Source organism: Sphingomonas sp., assembly GCF_017304615.1.
Taxonomy (GTDB): Bacteria; Pseudomonadota; Alphaproteobacteria; order Sphingomonadales; family Sphingomonadaceae; genus Sphingomonas.
The window spans coordinates 225,559-243,276 of sequence record NZ_JAFKLZ010000004.1 but is presented as its reverse complement, the minus strand read 5'-3'; the positions used below and the strand labels follow the sequence as shown (position 1 = coordinate 243,276).

The following is a 17,718-nucleotide window of genomic DNA, read 5'->3' as shown; positions in this document are numbered from 1 at the left end:
CGGCTTTTGCCCCCGCCGGGGAGCGCCGCGACGTCAGACGCGTAGGGTCCAGCCGCGCCGAATCAGCCGCAATGTGATCGTTATGGAGAGCCCGCCGGCAAGCACCGCGTAAAGCATCGATGCACAGCCCGGCGGTATCCCGGTCCCCAAGATGTCCCGATACACTTGAGCGCCGAGCTTCCACGCGCCGAACCGCCAGCCGAGCGCGATCGCGACGAAATCGTGCACGACGAAAAGCGTAAGCGCGGCTCCCCCGAGCGTCGCGAGCCGTCTGACCGGCGGCCAGGGGGCGATCCGCGGCCATGCCGCCTTGAGCGCTGCGAGCAGCGCCAGCCCGATCGCGGCGTTGACCAGCGCGAAGCTCGGCGTCCACAGCGTCTTGTTGACCGGCCACCACGCGCAGGCGAGGCCGCCGAGTATGGCCGCCAATATTGCCCCGGCGCTCCACGTGACGAGCGGCCGATTCGCCCGCATTGCTAGCCGCTGCATCGCCACCCCGATCATCGCGGTGGCGATCGACGACAGGGTGCTGAGCGGCCCTTCGGGATCGAACGTCCCGCCATACATTCGTGTGCCGCCCAGGATCGCGCGGTCGATCCATGCCGACATGCCCCGGCCTGGTTCCATGCTGGCAACGGCCTCGCCGGGAGCGGGCAGATAGAGCAAGACGCCGTGCAGGATCAGGAATGCGAACGCAGCGATCGCCGGCGCCCGCCACGTCCTGGTCGACCGCACCGTCAGCGCACAGACCAGATAGACGATCCCGATCCGCTGGAGCACGCCCGTAAAGCGCATGTCCTCGCGATAGATGCTCGGGTGGGCGATCAGGCTGATACCGAACCCGATCAGCCACAACAGCAGCGCGCGCCGCACGATCCGCCCGACCCCGACTTGCGGCTCGCGCCCGTCTTGCGCCAGCGGTAGCGACATCCCGACCGCGAGCAGGAACATCGGAAAGACGAGGTCGGCGACGGTCAGTCCATTCCACGCCGCATGGGCGATCCAGGGAAAAGCGTCCCTTTCCGATCCTTGCAGATTGGCAAGCACCATGCCGACGATCGCGATGCCGCGCAGGGCATCGAGCGCGTTGTCGCGCGTGCGGGGTGTTGCCGGTATGCTCATCGGGCCGTCACGACCGCGCCTCTGCCGCTGGTCCACCAACCAGGATCGCCGATAGCAAGGCTGGCAAGCGCATGGTCATCTCCCCGTTGGCGTATTACGCTCTCCGCATGCCTAGCCTCGCCCGTCTGCCGATCCTAGCCCTCGCGCTTGGCGCGATGGCGCCATCCTCGCCCGATCCCGAGATGACGCGATGGCGCGCCGAGGCGGCGAACGTGACGATCGTCCGCGACGATTGGGGTATCCCGCACATCACCGGAAAGACTGACGCCGACGCGGTGTTCGGGATGATCTATGCTCAGGCTGAAGACGACTTTTCGCGGATCGAGGCCAATTATCTGACCGCGCTCGGCCGGACGGCGGAGGCGCCGGGGGCAGGGGAGGACGCGGTCTGGGCCGATTTGCGCCAGCGGCTGTTCGTCGATCCGGCCGAATTGCAGCGGCAATATGCGGCGAGTCCGGCGTGGCTAAAGAAGCTGATGGACGCCTGGGCGGACGGGCTCAATTTCTATCTGGCGACGCATCCCGAGGTGAAGCCGAAGGTGCTGACCCGGTTCGAGCCTTGGATGGCACTGAGCTTCACCGAAGGCAGCATCGGCGGCGACATCGAGCGGATTTCGCTAAGCGAGTTGAAGACCTTCTACGGCAAGCCGACGCCAAAGACCGCGATGGAGATGGGGCCACGCGAGCCGACCGGATCGAACGGCATCGCGATCGCGCCGAAGCTGACGAAGGACGGCCACGCGCTGCTCCTCATCAACCCGCACACCAGCTTCTATTTCCGCTCCGAAGCGCAAGTGACGAGCGGCGAGGGGTTGAACGCATATGGCGCAAGCACCTGGGGGCAGTTCTTCGTCTATCAGGGATTCAACGCGAAGGCGGGGTGGATGCACACCTCGTCCACGGTCGACAATGTCGATGAGTTTGCGGAAACGGTGTCGTCAAAGTCCGGCATGCTGGCGTTGTATCGCTACGGAAAGGGCGAACGCGCGTTCGACATCCGACCGGTGACGATCACCTATCGCAAGCCCGATGGGTCGATGGGTTCGCGGACCTTTTCCACTTGGCGGTCGCATCACGGGCCGATCACGGCAGCGCGCGATGGCAAGTGGATCGCGACCGCCCTCATGTGGAAGCCCGTCCCCGCCCTCGAACAAAGCTTCCTGCGCACCAAGGCAACCGATATCAAAAGCTACCTCGCGGTCGCCGAGCGCAAGTCCAATTCGTCGAACGACACGCTGTTCGCCGACAGCAAGGGCGAGATCGCCTTCCTGATGCCGCAGTTCATGCCGGTGCGCGACGGGCGGTTCGACTATACGAAGCCGGTCGATGGGTCGGACCCCGCGACGGACTGGAAAGGGCTGCATTCGCTCGTCAGCTTGCCCAGCGTTCTCGACCCGATGGTCGGCTGGGTGCGCAACACCAACGACTGGCCGTGGCAGGCTGCGGGGGCGGACAGCCCGAAGGCGGCGAGCTATCCGAAATACATGGATCAGGTCGGCCCCAATTTTCGCGGGACGCACGCCGATGCGCTGCTGGCCGGCAGCACGGGTTGGACGTTGGAGGGGCTGCGTACCGCAGCATACGACCCACATCTTCCCGCTTTTGCCCTTCTCATCCCACGCCTCTCCGCCGCGTTCGACGCGCTCCCCGTCGGCGATCCGGCCCGTGTGCGGCTGGCCGCACCCGTTGCGGCATTGCGAAGCTGGGACTGCCGCTGGAGCGCGGATTCGAAGGAGACCGCGCTCGCGGCTTTCTGGGGGGATGCGCTGCTGCGGATGCCGGCGGCGAATTATGAGGAAGCAGGCTTGCCGGTCTGGCAGCATTTGCAAAGGGCGACGCCACGCGAATTGATCGCCGCGCTCGACATGGCGGTCGCGCGGTTGACGCGTGAGTTCGGCGACTGGCGCGTGCCCTGGGGTGAGATCAACCGGTTCCAGCGCCTGGACGACGCGATCGACGCACCGCGCTTCGACGATGCCGGTCCAAGCGTCGCTGTGCCGTTCACATCGGCGATCTGGGGCAGCCTCGCCTCGTTCGGCGCCAAACCCTATCCCGGCACGCGCCGCTGGTACGGCAGCGGCGGCGACAGCTTCGTCGCGGTCGTGGAATTCGGCCCGCGCGTGAGGGCGATGGCGGTGATGGTCGGCGGTCAGAGCGGCGATGTGCGATCGAAGCATTTCACGGACCAGATCGAGCGCTATGCGTCGGGCAAACTGCGCCCGGTCTATTTCTATCCCGATCAGCTCGCGGGGCATGTCGAGCGCCGTTACCGGCCGGGAGAATAGCGCCGGGCATAAAATTTCCCTGACCGTGTCGATTCGCGCCACGCTCGTTCGTCGTCCCGATGAGACGCCAATGACGGGCGGCTCGATTGAAGGAGATAGACAATGCGCGTGATGGTGTTCGCGAAGATGCCCGAAGGCAGCGGCGAGATCATGGAACCGACACCCGAAATGGTCGAGGCATTCGCGGCGATGGACCGCTTTACCGAGGAGCTGGTCCAGGCAGGCGTGTTCATCGCGGCCGCGGGGCTCAAACCCAGCGCCGAATCGAAGCGCGTCGTGACCGAAGGCGGCAATCGCACCGTGATCGACGGCCCCTTCGCCGAAGCGCGCGAAATGGTCGCGGGCTTTTCGATCTGGGAAGTGGAGGACATGGACGAAGCGATCGCCTGGGCGAAGCGCAGCCCAATGCTGCCGGGCACGATGGAAATCCGGCCGTTCTACGAGGTGAAGGATCTGGCGGATTTCGTCACCCCGGAAGAGCTGGAGATGGGCCGCCGCGACGGCGATCGCGGCAAGCTGGGCGTCGCCTAGTTCGCTTCATCGATCCTCCCGTAACGGGGAATGTTGCGCCGTATGAGTGCGCCAGCGTGCTTGCGTCGTCGGTGCAGCTCGCTGACAAAGTGGCATGACTGCGGGTGAGACGCATCAGGCGATCGAGGCGACTTTTCGCATTGAGCGGGCGAGGCTGATCGGCGGCCTCGCCCGGATGGTGCGCGACATCGACCGGGCGGAGGAACTGGCGCAGGACGCGCTGGTTGCGGCGCTCGCCGATTGGCCGAAAACGGGTGTGCCGGCCAATCCCGGCGCGTGGCTGATGGCAGTGGCGAAACGCCGTGCGGTCGATTTGCTCCGCCGCGACACGACGCTGGCGCGCAAGCATTACGAGATTGCGTGGACGGCCGATGAGGCGTTCGACGGCGAGGATCGCGCCAACGCGGCGCTGGACGACGATCTCGGCGACGAACTCCTCGGTCTGATCTTCGCGGCGTGCCATCCGATGCTGTCGCCCGATGCGCGCGCGGCGCTGACGCTGCGGGTGGTCGGCGGGCTGACGACCGAAGAGATCGCCCGCGCCTTCCTGTCGAGCGAGCCGACCATCGCGCAGCGCATCGTCCGCGCGAAGAAGGCGATCGCCCGGGCCGGGCTGACCTTCGCCGTGCCGCGCGGGGCGGAGCGGGCCGAACGGCTCCCGTCGGTGCTCGAGGTGATCTACCTCATATTTAACGAAGGCTATGCCGCGACCGCGGGCGACGATCTGGTCCGGCCGGACCTGTGTTTCGAGGGGCAGCGGCTCGGTCGCATCCTCGCGGTTTTGCTGCCCCACGATGCCGAGGTGCTGGGCCTCCTGGCCCTGATGGAAATCCAGGCCTCGCGCCTCGCCGCGCGCACCAGGCCAGACGGATCGTTCGTTCCGCTAACGGAGCAGAATCGCACGCGCTGGGACCGGCTGTTGATCCGCCGTGGCCTCGATGCGCTGGCCCGGGCGGAGGCGCTCGGCGGCGCGGATGGACCCTATGTGCTGCAAGCTGCGCTAGCCGCCTGTCATGCCCGGGCGCGCCGCGCAGAAGATACGAACTGGCCTTGTATCGCCGCGCTCTACGACCGACTGCGCGTTGTGACGCCATCGCCGGTGATCGACCTTAATCGCGCCATCGCCCATTCGATGGCGTTCGGTCCCGAGGCGGGCCTCGCGCTGATCGACGCGATTCCCGGTGAAGTACTTGGCAATTACGCGCCATATCCGGCCGCGCGGGGCGATTTCCTGTTCCGCGCCAGTCGCTTCGCCGAGGCGCGGATCGAATTCGAAGCGGCCGCCAGTCTGACCCGCAACGCGCGCGAGGCCGCGTTCCTGACCGCCCGCGCCCGCGCCTGCGGTTAGGCGCGCGAATACCACTACTCGCGCGATCCAACGGACGTTACAGTGCCGACCTTCGAAGTGGAGGATGCAATGGGTCTGGGTGATTTCCTCAAGAAGCAGTTCGTCGATGTCATCGATTGGGTGGACGAGCCGGGCGTGCTGGCGATCCGCTACCCGATGCAGGACCGCGAGATCCAGAATGGCGGCCAGCTGACCGTGCGCGAAGGCCAGGTCGCGATGTTCTATAACGAGGGCCAGCTCGCCGACGCGTTCAAGGCAGGGCAACACACGCTGACCACGCAGAACCTGCCGCTGCTGACCGCGATCATGAACTGGGACAAGGGGTTCCAGTCGCCGTTCAAGGCCGACGTCTATTTCTTCTCGCTGCGCGAGCAGGCGGGCCTCAAATGGGGCACGCCGCAGCCGATCACGGTCCGCGACAAGGAATTCGGCGCGATCCGCATCCGCGCGTTCGGTACTTATTCGTTCCGGGTCGAGGATGTCGCGGTGTTCGGCACCAAGATGATGGGCTCGCTGGACCGGCTGACGACCGCCGATCTCGACCAGCAGCTGCGCGCGGTGATCAATCAGGCGATCGCGACGGCTCTGGGCGGCAGCGACATCGCGTTCCTCGACCTCGCGGCGAACCAGCAGGCGCTGTCGGAGAAACTGAAGGCGTCGGTCGACGCTGCCTTCATGGAATGGGGCCTGTCGTGTCGCACCTTCTTCGTCGAGAGCGTGTCGTTGCCCGACAACGTGCAGGAATATCTCGACAAGGGCAGCCAAGCACGCGTCGTCGGCAATCTCGACCAATATGCCAAGTTCCAGGCGGCGGATTCGATCAAGACCGCCGCGGCCAATGAAGGCGGGATGGCCGGGATCGGCGCGACTGCGGCGGCCGGGCTGGCGATGGGCCAGCAGATGGCGGGTGTACTCGGCGGGAACGGCGGCGGTGGTGCACCGGCGTCCGATCCATACGAACAGATCGAGAAGCTCCACAAGTTAGTGACGATCGGCGCGCTCAGTCAGGAAGAATTCGACGCCAAGAAGGCCGAGCTGCTCGCCAAGATCTAAGCGACAATGCTCCGCGCCTCCTGTCCCAATTGCGGCGCGCCGATCGCGTTCCGGTCGGCCGACCTGCCGGTGAAGGTGTGTGACTATTGCCACAGCTCGGTGTTGCGCACCGGCGGCAATCTGGAGGCTATGGGCAAGGTCGCCGATGTGCCCGACGATGTCAGCCCGCTCCGGCTCGGGGTCCGCGGACGGTTGGGAGCACGCAGCTTCGAACTGATCGGCCGCGTCCGCTGGCGCTATGCCGACGGTGCGTGGAACGAATGGCTCGCCTATTTCGACGACGGCTCGACCGCCTGGCTGGGCGAATCGATGGGGCGCCATATGCTGTTGCGCCAGGTTGATCTGTCGCACGTCGTGTCGGACGTCGTTAAGCTGCTGCAATCCGGGTTCAGCGTCATGCCGGGCACCCGGGCGGTGATCGACAATGTCGAATATTGGGCCAGCGACGTGAAGCGCGTGTCGTGCGTCGCGAGCGAGGGCGAGCTGCCGTTCAACTCGCTCGGTCTGACAGCGATGAGCGTCGACCTGATGTCTGCCGACGAGCATTGCGCGAGCATCCAGCGGGCCGGGGACGAAGAGGTCGAGGTCTACGCCGGGCAATATGTCTCGCTGGCCGACATTGCCGCGACCGGATTGCGCGAGTTCGAGGGTTGGCCGATGCCGAGCTATTCGGCATGAGCGACGACACGCTCCTCGCGCCGCCCGCGCCACCGGGTCCGCCGCCCTCGACGGTCAAGCCGGTCAATTGCCCGAATTGCGGCGGCACGGTCGACATTCGCGTCGCGGGCACGACGGTCAGCGTAATCTGCAGCCATTGCGGATCGACGCTCGATGCGACCAGCCCGGACCTTCAAGTCATCGCGAAGGCGGATCAGGCGCTCAAGACGCCGGAAATCCCGTTGGGCACGCGCGGGGTTCTGAAGGGCAAGACCTGGGAGGTAGTCGGCTATCAGGAGCGGACCGACGACGATGTGGTCTGGGCCGAATACCTGCTGTTCAACCCGTATGAGGGTTACGCTTTTCTGGTCGACGACGGGCGGCGCTTCAACCTCGGCCAGCTACTGACTAGGTTGCCGACGTCGAACTGGGGTCTGGGGCTACAGGCCGACGGGCAGAATTTCTCGCGTTTTGGTGATCCCTATCCGGTGCGCACCACGTTCGTCGTCGGCGAATTCTATTGGCGCGCGGCGGTCGGCGAGACGGTTCAGGAAACCGACTATGTAACGCGGGGCACCATGCTCGCGTGCGAGGATTATGAGGGCGAGCGGACCTGGACCCGGCTGGACATGCTCGACTGGGGCGAAGCGGAAGCCGCATTCGCCGCGCCAAAGCGGCGCAGGGAATACAGCCATCCCGCGCCGCACGAGCGATCGCCGTTCAATTCGCAACTGTTGGAAGCCTGGGTGATCGGCATCATTGCCGCGGTCACCTTGTTCGTCGTCTCAGGTATGGCGGGCAGCCAGCAGCGCCTGGCCAGTACGACGACAGATGCGGTGCTCGACGGCCCCGAAAAGACGGTCGTGATAAAAAACCTCGATTTGCCGCCGGGCCGGAGCCGGGTCGAGATCGACGCCGAGGCATCGAGTCTCGACAATAGCTGGGTCGATCTCGACTATTCGCTGACCGACCAGAAGACGCAGGACAGCGTCGATAGCTACGGCACCGCGGAATTCTATTCGGGCACCGACAGCGACGGCGCCTGGTCGGAAGGCGATCGGCGCCCGACGACCGACCTGTCGAGCGTTCCCGGCGGGCGTTACGACCTTGTCGTTACGCTGTCCGCGCACAAATGGAACGGTGCGGGGTCGAGCTCAAGCGCGCCGGTGACCGACACGAGCCTGATGGGCGGGCACGGCTTCGCCGACGGCGGCTGGGGCGGCAGCTCCACCGAGGGCGCGACGGTGCCGGTGACGGTAACGGTCGATCGCGGCGGCGTTTTCGGCGGCAACATCCTGCTCGGGTTTCTGGTGATCCTGATCTGGCCGATCATCGTACTGTTCCGCCACCTGGGCTTCGAGAAGCGCCGCAAGGCCGTCCTGTCCAGCGGCGGCAGCGATGACGATGACAGCGGGAGCGACGACTGATGACTCGCCATGCCCTGATCTACGGCCTGTTCTGCCTCGGCGTCGTAGGGCTATCCGTCTTCGCGATCCGCGACGGCTATTCGCCGTTCGCCAGCGGCGGCGCGCGCGGGCCGATATTCTTCGGCGGCTACGGCCCCACCCACAAATAAGCAAAGGAGGGACCCATGATCTCGATACCGATACTCGTCACGACCCTGCTCTACACGTTCATCGGACTGATCATCCTGCTCGGCGGGTTCTGGTTGTGGGACAAGATCACGCCGGTCGACATGTGGGGCGAGATCTGTCGCGAAAAGAACGTCGCGCTGGCGATCTTTTGCGGCGCGATCGCGATTTCGATGGCGCTGATCATCGCCTCCGCCATTCATGGCTGATGACCTGAAGGGCGGAACGGCCCGCCCTTCCAGAATAGGTGGGTTGCTGCTCGTCTCGGCGTTCGTCGTCGCGACGTGCGGGCTGATCTACGAACTTCTCGCCGGCACGCTGGCCAGCTATCTCCTCGGCGACAGCGTCACCCAATTCTCCACCATCATCGGCACCTATCTGTTCGCGATGGGCGTGGGGTCGTGGTGCTCGCGCTACGTGAAGAAGGCAGAGCTCGCGGTGTTCGTACGGGTTGAGGTGCTGATCGCCGCGATCGGCGGATGCTCGGCGGCGCTATTGTTTCTGATTTTCGACCGCGTGCAGGATTTCCGCTTGCCGCTGTATGGTCTGGTGTTCGCAATCGGCGGGTTGGTGGGTCTCGAAATCCCGCTCCTCATGCGCATCCTCAAGGATCGACTCGAGTTCGGCGATCTCGTCTCCAAGGTGCTGACGTTCGACTATATCGGTGCGCTCGCGGCGTCGCTGCTGTTCCCGCTGCTGCTGGTGCCGCATCTCGGGCTGATCCGCACCGGGTTCGTGTTCGGTCTGGCCAATGTCGCCGTAGCGATTGCGGTGATCCTGGCGCTGCCCGAACGGCGGCGACTGACGGTCGAACTGGCCGTGGCGATCCTCGTCGCGGTCGCGCTGATCGCCGGCTTCTTCGCGTCCGAACGGATCGAGCGCACCGCCGAGGTCGCGGCTTATGGCGACCCGATAATCTATGCCGACGCGACGCCCTATCAGCGGATCGTCATCACGAAGCGCGGCGGCGACCTGCGGCTGTTCCTCAACGGCAACCTGCAATTCTCGTCGCGCGACGAATATCGTTATCACGAGGCGCTGGTGCATCCCGTGCTGAGCCGCGTCGCCAATCCCCGCGACGTGTTGGTGCTGGGCGGCGGTGATGGCCTCGCGGTGCGCGAAATCCTCAAATATCCCAGCGTGCGGTCGGTGACGCTGGTCGACCTCGACCCCGCGATGACGCAGCTTTTCTCGAAGAGCGCGATGCTGCTCGCGCTCAACAAAGGCTCGCTGCGGTCGCCGAAGGTGCACGTCATTACTGCCGACGCATTCAGCTGGCTGCGCACGAACCAGAAGGGCTTCGATGCCGTGCTGGTCGATTTCCCCGACCCCACCAATTTCGCGATCGGCAAGCTCTATACCGTCAGCTTCTATCGCGAGCTTGCCCGCGCGCTGAACCCCGGCGCGGTGCTGAGCGTGCAGAGCACGTCGCCGCTCGTCGCGCCCAACGCGTACTGGACCGTGTCGACCACGCTGGAGGCCGCAGGGCTGACTACCCGGGGCTATCACGTTTATGTCCCCAGCTTCGGCGAATGGGGCTTCGTGCTCGCCTCCAACCGTCCGATCGGTCAGCCGGGCCGGTTGCCCGCGGGGCTCAAGTTCCTGACCCCCAACGCCGACAGCCTCGCCTTCTTCTTCCCGCCCGACATGGCGCGGCGGCCGACGCCGGTGAACCGGCTCGACAACCAGGCGCTGGTGCGTGAGTTCGAGGCCGAGTGGGCGGTCTACGAGAGCTGACATGCCAGTTTCGCGCCGCACCCTGATCGCGGGATCGGTAGCCGGCGCGGCGGTAGTCGGTGTGGGTGCGGCGGCGTTGATGCCGGGCGACGAGGCGATCCCGGGCACGCTCGGTGGGGCCGATTTCGCCCGCGGGCATAAGCTGCGCGGCGGCACCTTTCCGGCCGCCGAGAGGGTCGAGAAGACTCGGATCGCGATCATCGGGGGTGGGGTCGCCGGGCTGTCGGCGGCATGGGCGCTGGCCGACGCCGGGGTCAGCGATTTCCGCCTGTTCGAGCTCGAGGATCGAACCGGCGGCAATGCGCGCTCGGGCAAGAATGCGGTGTCCGCCTATCCGCTCGGCGCACACTATCTGCCGCTGCCGAACGCCGAGGCGAAGGGTGTCATTCACCTGCTCGAACAACTCGGCATCCTGACCGGGTGGCAGGATGGCAAGCCCGTCTACGACCCGTACCAGATCGTTGCCGATCCGGACGAGCGGCTGCTGTATCTCGGCAAATGGCAGGAGGGGCTGGTCCCGCAAAAAGGGCTGACCGACAAGGACGCCGCCGACTTGAAAGCGTTCTTCGCCGCGATGAAGGCGTATAGCGAGCGCCGCGATTCGAGTGGCAGCCCCGCCTTCGCGATCCCGATGGAGCTAAGTTCGCGTGAGCCCGATCTGCTCGCGCTCGACACGATCAGCTTTACCCAATGGCTCGACCAGAAAGGCTGGACCTCGCCGATCCTGCGAGGGCACGTTCGCTACGCCTGCCGCGACGATTACGGCACCGAGCCGGATCAGGTCTCGGCCTGGGCTGGCATCCATTATTTCGCCAGCCGCCGCGGGCACGCGGCCAATGCCGATCCGGACGCGGTACTGACTTGGCCGGAGGGCAATGGGTATCTCGTCGGCCGCATGGCGGCGCGACTGAAGGCGAACCTGATCTGCGGCCGGATCGTCCATCGCGTCGCGCCGAGTGGGCAGGGGGTGCGGATCGACTGCCTCGACGTTGCGACCGGCAAGGGCGTTGCGATTGAGGCGGAAGCGGCGATCCTCGCGGCGCCGCATTTCGTTACTGCGCGGATCGTGCCGGGCGGGATAGACACCAAGGAGTTCGACTACGCCCCCTGGATCGTTGCTGCGGTAACCGTAGATCGCCCACCCGCCGGGCCCGGTTTCGAGCGCGCGTGGGACAATGTGTCGTGGACTAGCCGCTCGCTGGGCTACGTCGTCGATACGCACCAGGCGCTCGACCGCGTGCCGCAGGCGACGGTGCTTAGCTGGTATCTGCCGCTGTCGGACATGGCGCCCGGCGACGCGCGGCGCGAAATGCTAAAGCAACCGCTTGAGTATTGGCAAGGGATGGTTCGCGATGATTTGCTGGAGACCAACCCCGATTTGAAAGGCGCGATTCGGAGGATCGACGTGTGGCGCTGGGGTCATGCGATGATTCGCCCGACGCCGGGCTTTTTCTGGAGCGGCGCACGCCAGGCCGCGGCCAAGCCACAACCGCCGTTGTTCTTCGCGCATTCCGACCTCAGCGGTCTCTCGTTGTTCGAGGAGGCGCACTATCGCGGCACGCGCGCGGCGGAGGACGCGATGGCGCATCTCGCTATTCCGCATTCGTCAGCGCTGTCGTAGTAGGGTTTGTGGACTTCACCGGCACGCACCTCCTCGCCGATTTGTTCGAGTGCGATCACCTCGCCGACGAAGCGCGGATCGAGGCGGCGTTGCGTGGCAGCGTTGCGGTGGCGGGGGCGACCCTACTCAACCTGTACGTTCACGGCTTCGGTGAAGGGCACGGTGTGACCGGCGTCGCATTGCTGGCGGAATCGCATATCTCGATCCATAGCTGGCCGGAGCGCAGATATGCGGCGGTAGACATGTTCTTGTGCGGCCGCCGCCACGATGTCGAGGCCGGATTGCGCGCGCTGGCGACCGCGCTCAATGCGCGCCGGATCGAGGAAAGGCGGTTCGCGCGCGGGTTCGGCGTCGCTGAGACGATGCGCGGCTAGGATGACTGATGGCTGTCCGGGCTATCGGTCAGCCGCCTATCCGATCGAACGAGCACCCGTATCGTTCATCTTTCATTGACCATCTTTTGGGTGAACCTTCTCCCCGCGACGCTGTTTAGCATTTGAAAGGAGAGGGAAAAATGGCCCACGCAACGCGCGTTTCCAAAACTGATCTTCGCCGAGACGTCCGTTTCGCCACCGAGTTCAACGCGACGCTACGGGCCGACGGTCTGCCACGAGGAGTCATCGTCGGCGACATTTCGGCGCACGGTGCGTTGATCAAGGGCAGGTTTCTGCCGATGGTGGGCGCGAAGATCCAACTTATCGCCAGGTCGCTGATCATTGGCGGGCGCGTGATGTGGCGCAACGACGGGCTTGCCGGCGTCAGTTTCGAGCGAACCGTCAATCCTTTGCAAATTGTGCGAGAAAACAGCGACTATTTCGACGGCTTCCGGAAACGGCGCGCGGTGCGGCCGGTGTCCCCGGTTTTCGTTTCATAGCCGCGGTACGTATCTTGGGAGCCATGGGCTCCCTCGGACGCGACGCTAAAAGGACCATGAGTGTCGATGGAAAGTGGTGCCCAGGGACGGGATCGAACCGCCGACACTGCGATTTTCAGTCGCATGCTCTACCAACTGAGCTACCTGGGCATGTCGCGTCACACGCGAAAGAGCGGGCCTCTTAGTCGCGGGTTTCGGGCATGTCTAGGGCTTCCGGATCGGCAGGCGTCCCGGGAATAGCATAGCCGTCGCCGAGCCAGTTGAGCAGGTCGCGGTCGTGACAGCGGCCGCTGCAGAATGGCTTGTGCGCCGGATCGGTCGGCTGGCCGCACATCGGGCAGGTCTGTTTGTTCATGCGAACGAGATGGGCACGCCGACGCTGCGCGACAATGCGGTCGTTAGTTCGGGCCGGGCGGCTAGCCAGGCGACGATGGGGGACGGTGCGCGATGCACGGGCGGGACCGGCGGCGGTGTCCGTTCGATCTGGCGGAGCAGTGCCAGCGCTTCCAGGGCGACGCGATCGGCGCGGAGAAGCTCGGGTAGCGAGGCGCGGGGACGTGGACGGACGATCTGGAGGAAGCCGAAGCCGTTGAGGGCGGTGCGTTCGAACGGTTGCGGGAGCGCAGCGTCGATCGCTTCCGCCACCGCCTGGCGCTCGGCCTTGCCGGTGACGGTCGGAAAATCGATGCCGATCGACCCGCCGATGCCGTGGCGGACGATCGCCTCGGCCGCTGCAGTTCCCGCTGTGACGGCGAGCTGCGAGACCGCGCCGGGGCCATCGACGTCGAACAGGGTCATGGCGGGGGTCGGCGACAGGCGGAGAGCGCCGCCGGCAAAAGCGATCTCTCCCGAGAGAGCCTCGTCGAGCACTTCCGACCAGCCCGCCGCCTCCAGCGCGTCGGGTTCGTGTGGGCGCAGCAGGCGCACTGGCTCACCGCTCGCCCGGCATCGAGCCAGCAGGTTCGGGCCTTCGCGCGGCGCAGTGTCGGTTGTGACCACCCTGGCGAGCTTTACCCGTCCCGGCTCGGGTAGCGCCTCGCGCACGACTTCGACCCGTAACCGAGCGCCCTCAGTCACGCCGGGCGGGACGCGTTCGATCACCGCCGCTCCGGCGTCACCCTCGACTCGCGACAGCCCCGGCGCGACGCGTTCGACCAGCCGCGCCTCGAACACCGTGCCGACGCGCAAAGCCCCGGGGCGTTCGATCCGCGCCTGAATGATCCTGCCCCCTTCGACCAGCGCCGCGCGCGCCTCGCCGATGCCGGCCTCGTAGAGCCACTCAGCCAAGCGGCATGCCCGCGCTGCGCAATAGCCCGAGCGTCTCGAACACCGGCAGCCCGACGACGTTCGAATGGCTCCCCGCGAGATAGCGCACGAACGCTTCTGCACGGCCCTGGATGGCGTAGCCGCCAGCCTTGCCCATGCCTTCGCCGCTCGCGACGTACCAGTCGATCTCCGCTGCGGAGAGCGGTTTGAACCCGACGATCGTATCGATCACGCGAACCTTCGCCCGGCCGTCGAGTCCGACGACGCACACGCCCGAAAAAACGTGGTGCCGCCGGCCGGAGAGCAAGCCGAGCATCCACCGCAAATCGGCTTCGTCCACCGGCTTTTCCAGAATGCGGCGTCCGACCGCGACGGTCGTGTCGCCGGCCAGCACGATCTCGTTGGCGGCGCGCGGAACGGCCAGCGCCTTGCCCTCGGCCAGACGGGCGACATAAGCGCGTGGTGCCTCACCCGTGAGCGGTGTCTCGTCGATATCGGGAGCCGCGAGGCGGACCGGCTCGATCCCGATCCGCGCGAGCAGTTCGCGGCGGCGCGGGGACGTGGAGGCCAGGACGAGCTTGGGCGCAGGCGTCGATGCGCCTGAGGGCATCGTTACTGCGGCCTCGGCCCGTCGCGGCCCGGCATGAAGCGATAGGTGATGCGGCCCTTGGTCAGGTCGTAAGGCGTGAGTTCGACGAGCACTTCGTCGCCGACCAGCACGCGGATGCGGTTCTTGCGCATCTTGCCGGCGGTGTGACCGAGGATTTCATGGTCGTTTTCCAGCCGGACGCGGAACATGGCGTTGGGTAGCAACTCCACCACCTGGCCGCGCATTTCGAGAAGTTCTTCTTTTGCCAAACAAGCCTCTGGGTAAATCGTGGGAAATTCGGGATGGGCGCCCTTAGCGGAAAGCCGGGGATCGCACAATGTCAGCATCCGAAAGCGCCAAAGGTCAAACTGGGGTCACACTGGCGTGCTTTCCACGGCGGAGCGGGAATGGCCCCGGAGAGATACGGATTGAGGTAAATAGCGCGGCCCGGCAAGGAGACGGTGCCAGCCTAGCATTGTGCATGTGTTGTAGGAAACAATCAGTGCCGTTTCAACAATACGATCCGGTTGGCGTTGGTGACACCAGCGCCACCGATCCCTGAACGACGGCCGATGCGTCGTCCGCCGCGCCCAATTCGATACGCGCGGGCGGACGCTCAGTCCGCGTCCTCCGCCGCTTCGTTCTCGAACCAGGCCTCGACCTCGCCGCTGAGCTTGAGCGTCAGGGGGTTGCCGTGGCGGTCGACCTTCTTGCCCAAAGCGACGCGGATCCAGCCTTCGGAAATGCAATATTCCTCGACGTCGCGACGCTCGACGCCCTTGAAGCGGATGCCGATGCCGCGTTCGAGCTTGGGCTGGTCGAAATGGGGGCTGCGCGGGTTGGTCGACAGACGGTCGGGCGGGGTGTCGCTAGGCTGGGTCATGGTGCGGCGCTGTGCCGCGCGGCGTGGCAAAATGCAAATACTGCCCGATCGGCGGCGGTCTGATTTGTCCTATCCAATCGATGCCCGGCCGCCGACAGGGTGAGCCGATAAATCACGACGGGGTGGGACATGCACAAAGTATCTTTCGCGACTAAGGGACTGATCGCGATTGTGGGGCTGGTGACGGCGACCGCCGCGGAAGCGAAAAGCAAGGAAGAAGGCTGGAAAGCGTGGGCTGAGCGCGCGACGGCGATCGATGCCGCGCTCAAACAGACCGATTCAAGCCAGATGAAGGCGGCTTGCTCCGGCGTCACCGGTACCGTCATCGGCCAGGGTTTCCAATTCCCGTATTGGGGGCAATCGTTGATCCGGGTGTGTCAGGTCAGCAAGGATTTGTGGCTCTACACGATGAGCCGACGTGGCCAGAAGAAATGGTGTAGCGACATCAAGGACGTCGCCAAGACGATCGGCAAGGCGACCCCGGTCGCCGAAGGGCCGGGCGCCGCGGAGATCGCGCTCGATATATCCGCGACGATGATGCTGGGGTTTGAGCAGGCCTGCAAGAAATAAGGGTCCAGGCAAGCGAACGGCGCGGAAGTCGCCCTCCGCGCCGCGTTGATGAGTCGCTATGCCGCCGGACGTGGAGGGATGCGGATCAACTCACGCTAATCCGCTCGCCCGTTTAGTAGCAGACACGAACCCGGTAGCTGCGGCCGTAATAGGGGTCAAAACGGCGCTCCACGCGGCAACGCTCCACATAGCGCTCGCGATAATAATAATTGTTGTATCGCGGGTAGTTGTAGTCGTTGTAGCGGTAATTATCGTTGTAATAGTAATCGTCGCGATAATAGCGGTCGCGATTGTTGGCGCTCGACGCGATAGCCGCGCCGATGGCAAGGCCAGCGACACCAGCGACGATTGCGGTGCCGGTGTCGTCATCACGATAACGGCGATAGCGCTGCGCCTCGGCGGGAGCCGCCACGGTCAGCGCGGTCGCGGCGAGGGTCGAGCCCAACACCGCCTTGGTCATGATCCTGTTCATCTCGAACTCCTTCTTCAAACAGCTCGCTTTGCGCATTGTCCGTCAACGCGGAACTGTCCGAGCCTGTTGCATCCTGTTACGCGAGTCGGTCTGAACGACCGCTGAGATGCGCGTTCAGTTACGGTTTAGATAGGGAAACATGGATGGCCTATTGGTTCTTGCGGTCGGAGCCGGAAGTGTATGGCTGGGACAATCTGGTGAAGGATGGCCAGACCGAATGGGACGGCATTCGCAACTATACTGCGCGCAATTTCCTGAAGGAGATGCAGGTCGGCGATCGCGCGATCCTTTATCATTCCAACACCGAGAAAGCGTGTGCGGGCGTGATGGAGATCACGCGGACGTGGCGGCCCGATGGCGAGAAGGGCAATTGGGCTAGCGTCCAGGTCAAGCCGGTCGCGCCGCTCAAGCACCATGTTACGCTCGCCGAGATGAAGGCCGAACCCCGGCTCGCGAAGATCGAAGTGCTGCGTCAGTCGCGCCTGTCGGTGACGCCGGTGCGCGAGGATGAGTGGAAGGTGTTGATGGAGATGGCGGGTGGAATGGGGTGAGGGATACACTCAGGACCAGCTAGATGATGCTCAGGCACGGTATGAGCTGATCTTCCCCGACGATCTGACTGCACTGCTGCGCGAGAGGCGGTTGGTGGGACAAGGTGCATGCGATTGGTCGACGGAGAACGACAACGTTCGTGAAATGCTCGCATGGCCGTTTGATCTGCTCTCATTCGATATAGAGCATGGGGCGTGGTGGCCTGATTGGGGCGACGAACCTCGCCACATCGATGACCGCCTAGCAGTATTGAGAAAAGCCCTGGACGACGCGCCGAAGCTCATCCCAATTCTTGGGCATCGTTTCCTGCCCGAAAGCGAAGGACGCAAACCGGGTAATCCCGTCATTTCGATGCATGGTTTCGATACAATCTATTATGGGATCGATCTCGAAGACTATTTTGCGCGCGAAGGTACGACGGGGTGGGATTCGATTGGTACCGCGCGCCATGTTCCGTTCTGGTCAGACATCATTGAGCGCTGGCAGGAAGTGATTTGACAAGCTTCCTGGATTTGAACCGGCCCCAAAACAGGCGCATGCCTCACCCGCGAAGGGTATCGCGACTT

General features: G+C 64.8%; 22 protein-coding genes and 1 tRNA gene. 15 read left to right on the top strand and 8 right to left on the bottom strand.

Annotated features, from left to right (window positions below):
• Positions 1-33 precede the first annotated feature (33 nt).
• Positions 34-1,122: a heparan-alpha-glucosaminide N-acetyltransferase domain-containing protein gene (locus J0J06_RS16040; protein WP_294043706.1), complete on the bottom strand. Its 1,089-nt coding sequence runs from the start codon at positions 1,120-1,122 to the stop codon at positions 34-36.
• Positions 1,123-1,229: 107 nt separating this feature from the next.
• Between J0J06_RS16040 and J0J06_RS16035 the strand changes: the two genes are divergently transcribed.
• The 12 genes from J0J06_RS16035 (at position 1,230) to J0J06_RS15980 (ending at position 12,820) form a co-directional block, all read left to right on the top strand.
• Complete coding sequence (locus J0J06_RS16035) at positions 1,230-3,407, top strand: penicillin acylase family protein (protein ID WP_294043705.1); 2,178 nt, start codon at positions 1,230-1,232, stop codon at positions 3,405-3,407.
• A 102-nt stretch (positions 3,408-3,509) separates the two neighbouring features.
• Entirely contained in the window at positions 3,510-3,938 is a 429-nt protein-coding gene (locus J0J06_RS16030) for a YciI family protein (protein WP_294043704.1), read from the top strand.
• A 94-nt stretch (positions 3,939-4,032) separates the two neighbouring features.
• The gene (locus tag J0J06_RS16025; protein WP_294043703.1) at positions 4,033-5,286 is read left to right on the top strand and encodes a sigma-70 family RNA polymerase sigma factor; all 1,254 of its coding nucleotides are present in this window, start codon (positions 4,033-4,035) and stop codon (positions 5,284-5,286) included.
• A gap of 42 nt (positions 5,287-5,328) precedes the next feature.
• Positions 5,329-6,339 (top strand): SPFH domain-containing protein, encoded by a 1,011-nt coding sequence (locus tag J0J06_RS16020; protein ID WP_366931236.1) that lies wholly within the window; start codon positions 5,329-5,331, stop codon positions 6,337-6,339.
• 6 nt (positions 6,340-6,345) lie between these two features.
• Positions 6,346-7,017 (top strand): DUF4178 domain-containing protein, encoded by a 672-nt coding sequence (locus J0J06_RS16015; protein ID WP_294043702.1) that lies wholly within the window; start codon positions 6,346-6,348, stop codon positions 7,015-7,017.
• Entirely contained in the window at positions 7,014-8,423 is a 1,410-nt protein-coding gene (locus tag J0J06_RS16010) for a DUF4178 domain-containing protein (protein ID WP_294043701.1), read from the top strand. Before J0J06_RS16015 ends, J0J06_RS16010 begins: the two co-directional genes overlap by 4 nt.
• Positions 8,423-8,572, top strand: a complete 150-nt coding sequence (locus J0J06_RS16005; RefSeq protein WP_294043700.1) for a hypothetical protein — start codon at positions 8,423-8,425, stop codon at positions 8,570-8,572. Before J0J06_RS16010 ends, J0J06_RS16005 begins: the two co-directional genes overlap by 1 nt.
• Before the next feature lie 15 nt (positions 8,573-8,587).
• Positions 8,588-8,797: a DUF350 domain-containing protein gene (locus J0J06_RS16000; protein ID WP_146572643.1), complete on the top strand. Its 210-nt coding sequence runs from the start codon at positions 8,588-8,590 to the stop codon at positions 8,795-8,797.
• Entirely contained in the window at positions 8,790-10,325 is a 1,536-nt protein-coding gene (locus J0J06_RS15995) for a polyamine aminopropyltransferase (protein ID WP_294043699.1), read from the top strand. Before J0J06_RS16000 ends, J0J06_RS15995 begins: the two co-directional genes overlap by 8 nt.
• A gap of 1 nt (position 10,326) precedes the next feature.
• Positions 10,327-11,946 carry an FAD-dependent oxidoreductase gene (locus J0J06_RS15990; protein ID WP_294043698.1) on the top strand — a complete coding sequence of 540 codons (1,620 nt, stop codon included), beginning with the start codon at positions 10,327-10,329 and terminating at the stop codon, positions 11,944-11,946.
• 8 nt (positions 11,947-11,954) lie between these two features.
• Positions 11,955-12,320 carry an adenosylmethionine decarboxylase gene (speD, locus tag J0J06_RS15985; RefSeq protein ID WP_294043697.1) on the top strand — a complete coding sequence of 122 codons (366 nt, stop codon included), beginning with the start codon at positions 11,955-11,957 and terminating at the stop codon, positions 12,318-12,320.
• 140 nt (positions 12,321-12,460) lie between these two features.
• Positions 12,461-12,820: a PilZ domain-containing protein gene (locus tag J0J06_RS15980; RefSeq protein ID WP_294043696.1), complete on the top strand. Its 360-nt coding sequence runs from the start codon at positions 12,461-12,463 to the stop codon at positions 12,818-12,820.
• A gap of 74 nt (positions 12,821-12,894) precedes the next feature.
• Here J0J06_RS15980 and J0J06_RS15975 read toward each other — a convergent pair.
• The 6 genes from J0J06_RS15975 to J0J06_RS15950 form a co-directional block, all read right to left on the bottom strand.
• Positions 12,895-12,970, bottom strand: a tRNA-Phe gene (locus tag J0J06_RS15975).
• Between the two features lie 31 nt (positions 12,971-13,001).
• Complete coding sequence (gene yacG, locus J0J06_RS15970; protein WP_294043695.1) at positions 13,002-13,175, bottom strand: DNA gyrase inhibitor YacG; 174 nt, start codon at positions 13,173-13,175, stop codon at positions 13,002-13,004.
• Positions 13,172-14,107: a ribonuclease gene (locus J0J06_RS15965; protein ID WP_294043694.1), complete on the bottom strand. Its 936-nt coding sequence runs from the start codon at positions 14,105-14,107 to the stop codon at positions 13,172-13,174. The genes yacG and J0J06_RS15965 overlap by 4 nt, the downstream gene beginning before the upstream one ends.
• On the bottom strand, positions 14,100-14,696 hold the full coding sequence (locus J0J06_RS15960) for a nucleoside triphosphate pyrophosphatase (RefSeq protein WP_294043693.1): 597 nt from the start codon (positions 14,694-14,696) through the stop codon (positions 14,100-14,102). The genes J0J06_RS15965 and J0J06_RS15960 overlap by 8 nt, the downstream gene beginning before the upstream one ends.
• Positions 14,697-14,698: 2 nt before the next feature.
• Positions 14,699-14,944 (bottom strand): translation initiation factor IF-1, encoded by a 246-nt coding sequence (gene infA / locus J0J06_RS15955; protein WP_146574510.1) that lies wholly within the window; start codon positions 14,942-14,944, stop codon positions 14,699-14,701.
• Between the two features lie 347 nt (positions 14,945-15,291).
• Entirely contained in the window at positions 15,292-15,558 is a 267-nt protein-coding gene (locus tag J0J06_RS15950) for a DUF3297 family protein (RefSeq protein WP_294043692.1), read from the bottom strand.
• Between the two features lie 129 nt (positions 15,559-15,687).
• Here J0J06_RS15950 and J0J06_RS15945 point away from each other — a divergent pair, with 129 nt between their 5' ends.
• On the top strand, positions 15,688-16,128 hold the full coding sequence (locus tag J0J06_RS15945) for a hypothetical protein (RefSeq protein ID WP_294043691.1): 441 nt from the start codon (positions 15,688-15,690) through the stop codon (positions 16,126-16,128).
• A 112-nt stretch (positions 16,129-16,240) separates the two neighbouring features.
• On the opposite strand, the gene J0J06_RS15940 is transcribed toward J0J06_RS15945, so the two are convergent.
• Complete coding sequence (locus J0J06_RS15940; protein ID WP_294043690.1) at positions 16,241-16,600, bottom strand: hypothetical protein; 360 nt, start codon at positions 16,598-16,600, stop codon at positions 16,241-16,243.
• Positions 16,601-16,743: 143 nt separating this feature from the next.
• On the opposite strand from J0J06_RS15940, the gene J0J06_RS15935 reads away from it, so the two are divergent.
• Together J0J06_RS15935 and J0J06_RS15930 are read left to right on the top strand one after the other, a co-directional pair.
• The gene (locus tag J0J06_RS15935) at positions 16,744-17,151 is read left to right on the top strand and encodes an EVE domain-containing protein (RefSeq protein WP_294043689.1); all 408 of its coding nucleotides are present in this window, start codon (positions 16,744-16,746) and stop codon (positions 17,149-17,151) included.
• Entirely contained in the window at positions 17,138-17,650 is a 513-nt protein-coding gene (locus J0J06_RS15930) for a hypothetical protein (protein ID WP_294043688.1), read from the top strand. The genes J0J06_RS15935 and J0J06_RS15930 overlap by 14 nt, the downstream gene beginning before the upstream one ends.
• Positions 17,651-17,718 lie beyond the last annotated feature (68 nt).

What these genes read in the sequence shown, in the direction of transcription:
- J0J06_RS15995 (WP_294043699.1), top strand. Translation starts at nt 8,790, where the DNA reads ATGGCTGATGACCTGAAGGGCGGAACGGCCCGCCCTTCCAGAATAGGT.
- J0J06_RS15940 (WP_294043690.1), bottom strand. Translation starts at nt 16,600, where the DNA reads ATGAACAGGATCATGACCAAGGCGGTGTTGGGCTCGACCCTCGCCGCG.
- J0J06_RS16015 (WP_294043702.1), top strand. Translation starts at nt 6,346, where the DNA reads ATGCTCCGCGCCTCCTGTCCCAATTGCGGCGCGCCGATCGCGTTCCGG.
- yacG (WP_294043695.1), bottom strand. Translation starts at nt 13,175, where the DNA reads ATGAACAAACAGACCTGCCCGATGTGCGGCCAGCCGACCGATCCGGCG.
- J0J06_RS16040 (WP_294043706.1), bottom strand. Translation starts at nt 1,122, where the DNA reads ATGAGCATACCGGCAACACCCCGCACGCGCGACAACGCGCTCGATGCC.
- J0J06_RS15935 (WP_294043689.1), top strand. Translation starts at nt 16,744, where the DNA reads ATGGCCTATTGGTTCTTGCGGTCGGAGCCGGAAGTGTATGGCTGGGAC.
- J0J06_RS16000 (WP_146572643.1), top strand. Translation starts at nt 8,588, where the DNA reads ATGATCTCGATACCGATACTCGTCACGACCCTGCTCTACACGTTCATC.
- J0J06_RS16025 (WP_294043703.1), top strand. Translation starts at nt 4,033, where the DNA reads ATGACTGCGGGTGAGACGCATCAGGCGATCGAGGCGACTTTTCGCATT.
- J0J06_RS15990 (WP_294043698.1), top strand. Translation starts at nt 10,327, where the DNA reads ATGCCAGTTTCGCGCCGCACCCTGATCGCGGGATCGGTAGCCGGCGCG.
- J0J06_RS16010 (WP_294043701.1), top strand. Translation starts at nt 7,014, where the DNA reads ATGAGCGACGACACGCTCCTCGCGCCGCCCGCGCCACCGGGTCCGCCG.
- J0J06_RS16035 (WP_294043705.1), top strand. Translation starts at nt 1,230, where the DNA reads ATGCCTAGCCTCGCCCGTCTGCCGATCCTAGCCCTCGCGCTTGGCGCG.
- J0J06_RS15950 (WP_294043692.1), bottom strand. Translation starts at nt 15,558, where the DNA reads ATGACCCAGCCTAGCGACACCCCGCCCGACCGTCTGTCGACCAACCCG.
- J0J06_RS16030 (WP_294043704.1), top strand. Translation starts at nt 3,510, where the DNA reads ATGCGCGTGATGGTGTTCGCGAAGATGCCCGAAGGCAGCGGCGAGATC.
- J0J06_RS16005 (WP_294043700.1), top strand. Translation starts at nt 8,423, where the DNA reads ATGACTCGCCATGCCCTGATCTACGGCCTGTTCTGCCTCGGCGTCGTA.
- J0J06_RS15980 (WP_294043696.1), top strand. Translation starts at nt 12,461, where the DNA reads ATGGCCCACGCAACGCGCGTTTCCAAAACTGATCTTCGCCGAGACGTC.
- J0J06_RS15960 (WP_294043693.1), bottom strand. Translation starts at nt 14,696, where the DNA reads ATGCCCTCAGGCGCATCGACGCCTGCGCCCAAGCTCGTCCTGGCCTCC.
- J0J06_RS15945 (WP_294043691.1), top strand. Translation starts at nt 15,688, where the DNA reads ATGCACAAAGTATCTTTCGCGACTAAGGGACTGATCGCGATTGTGGGG.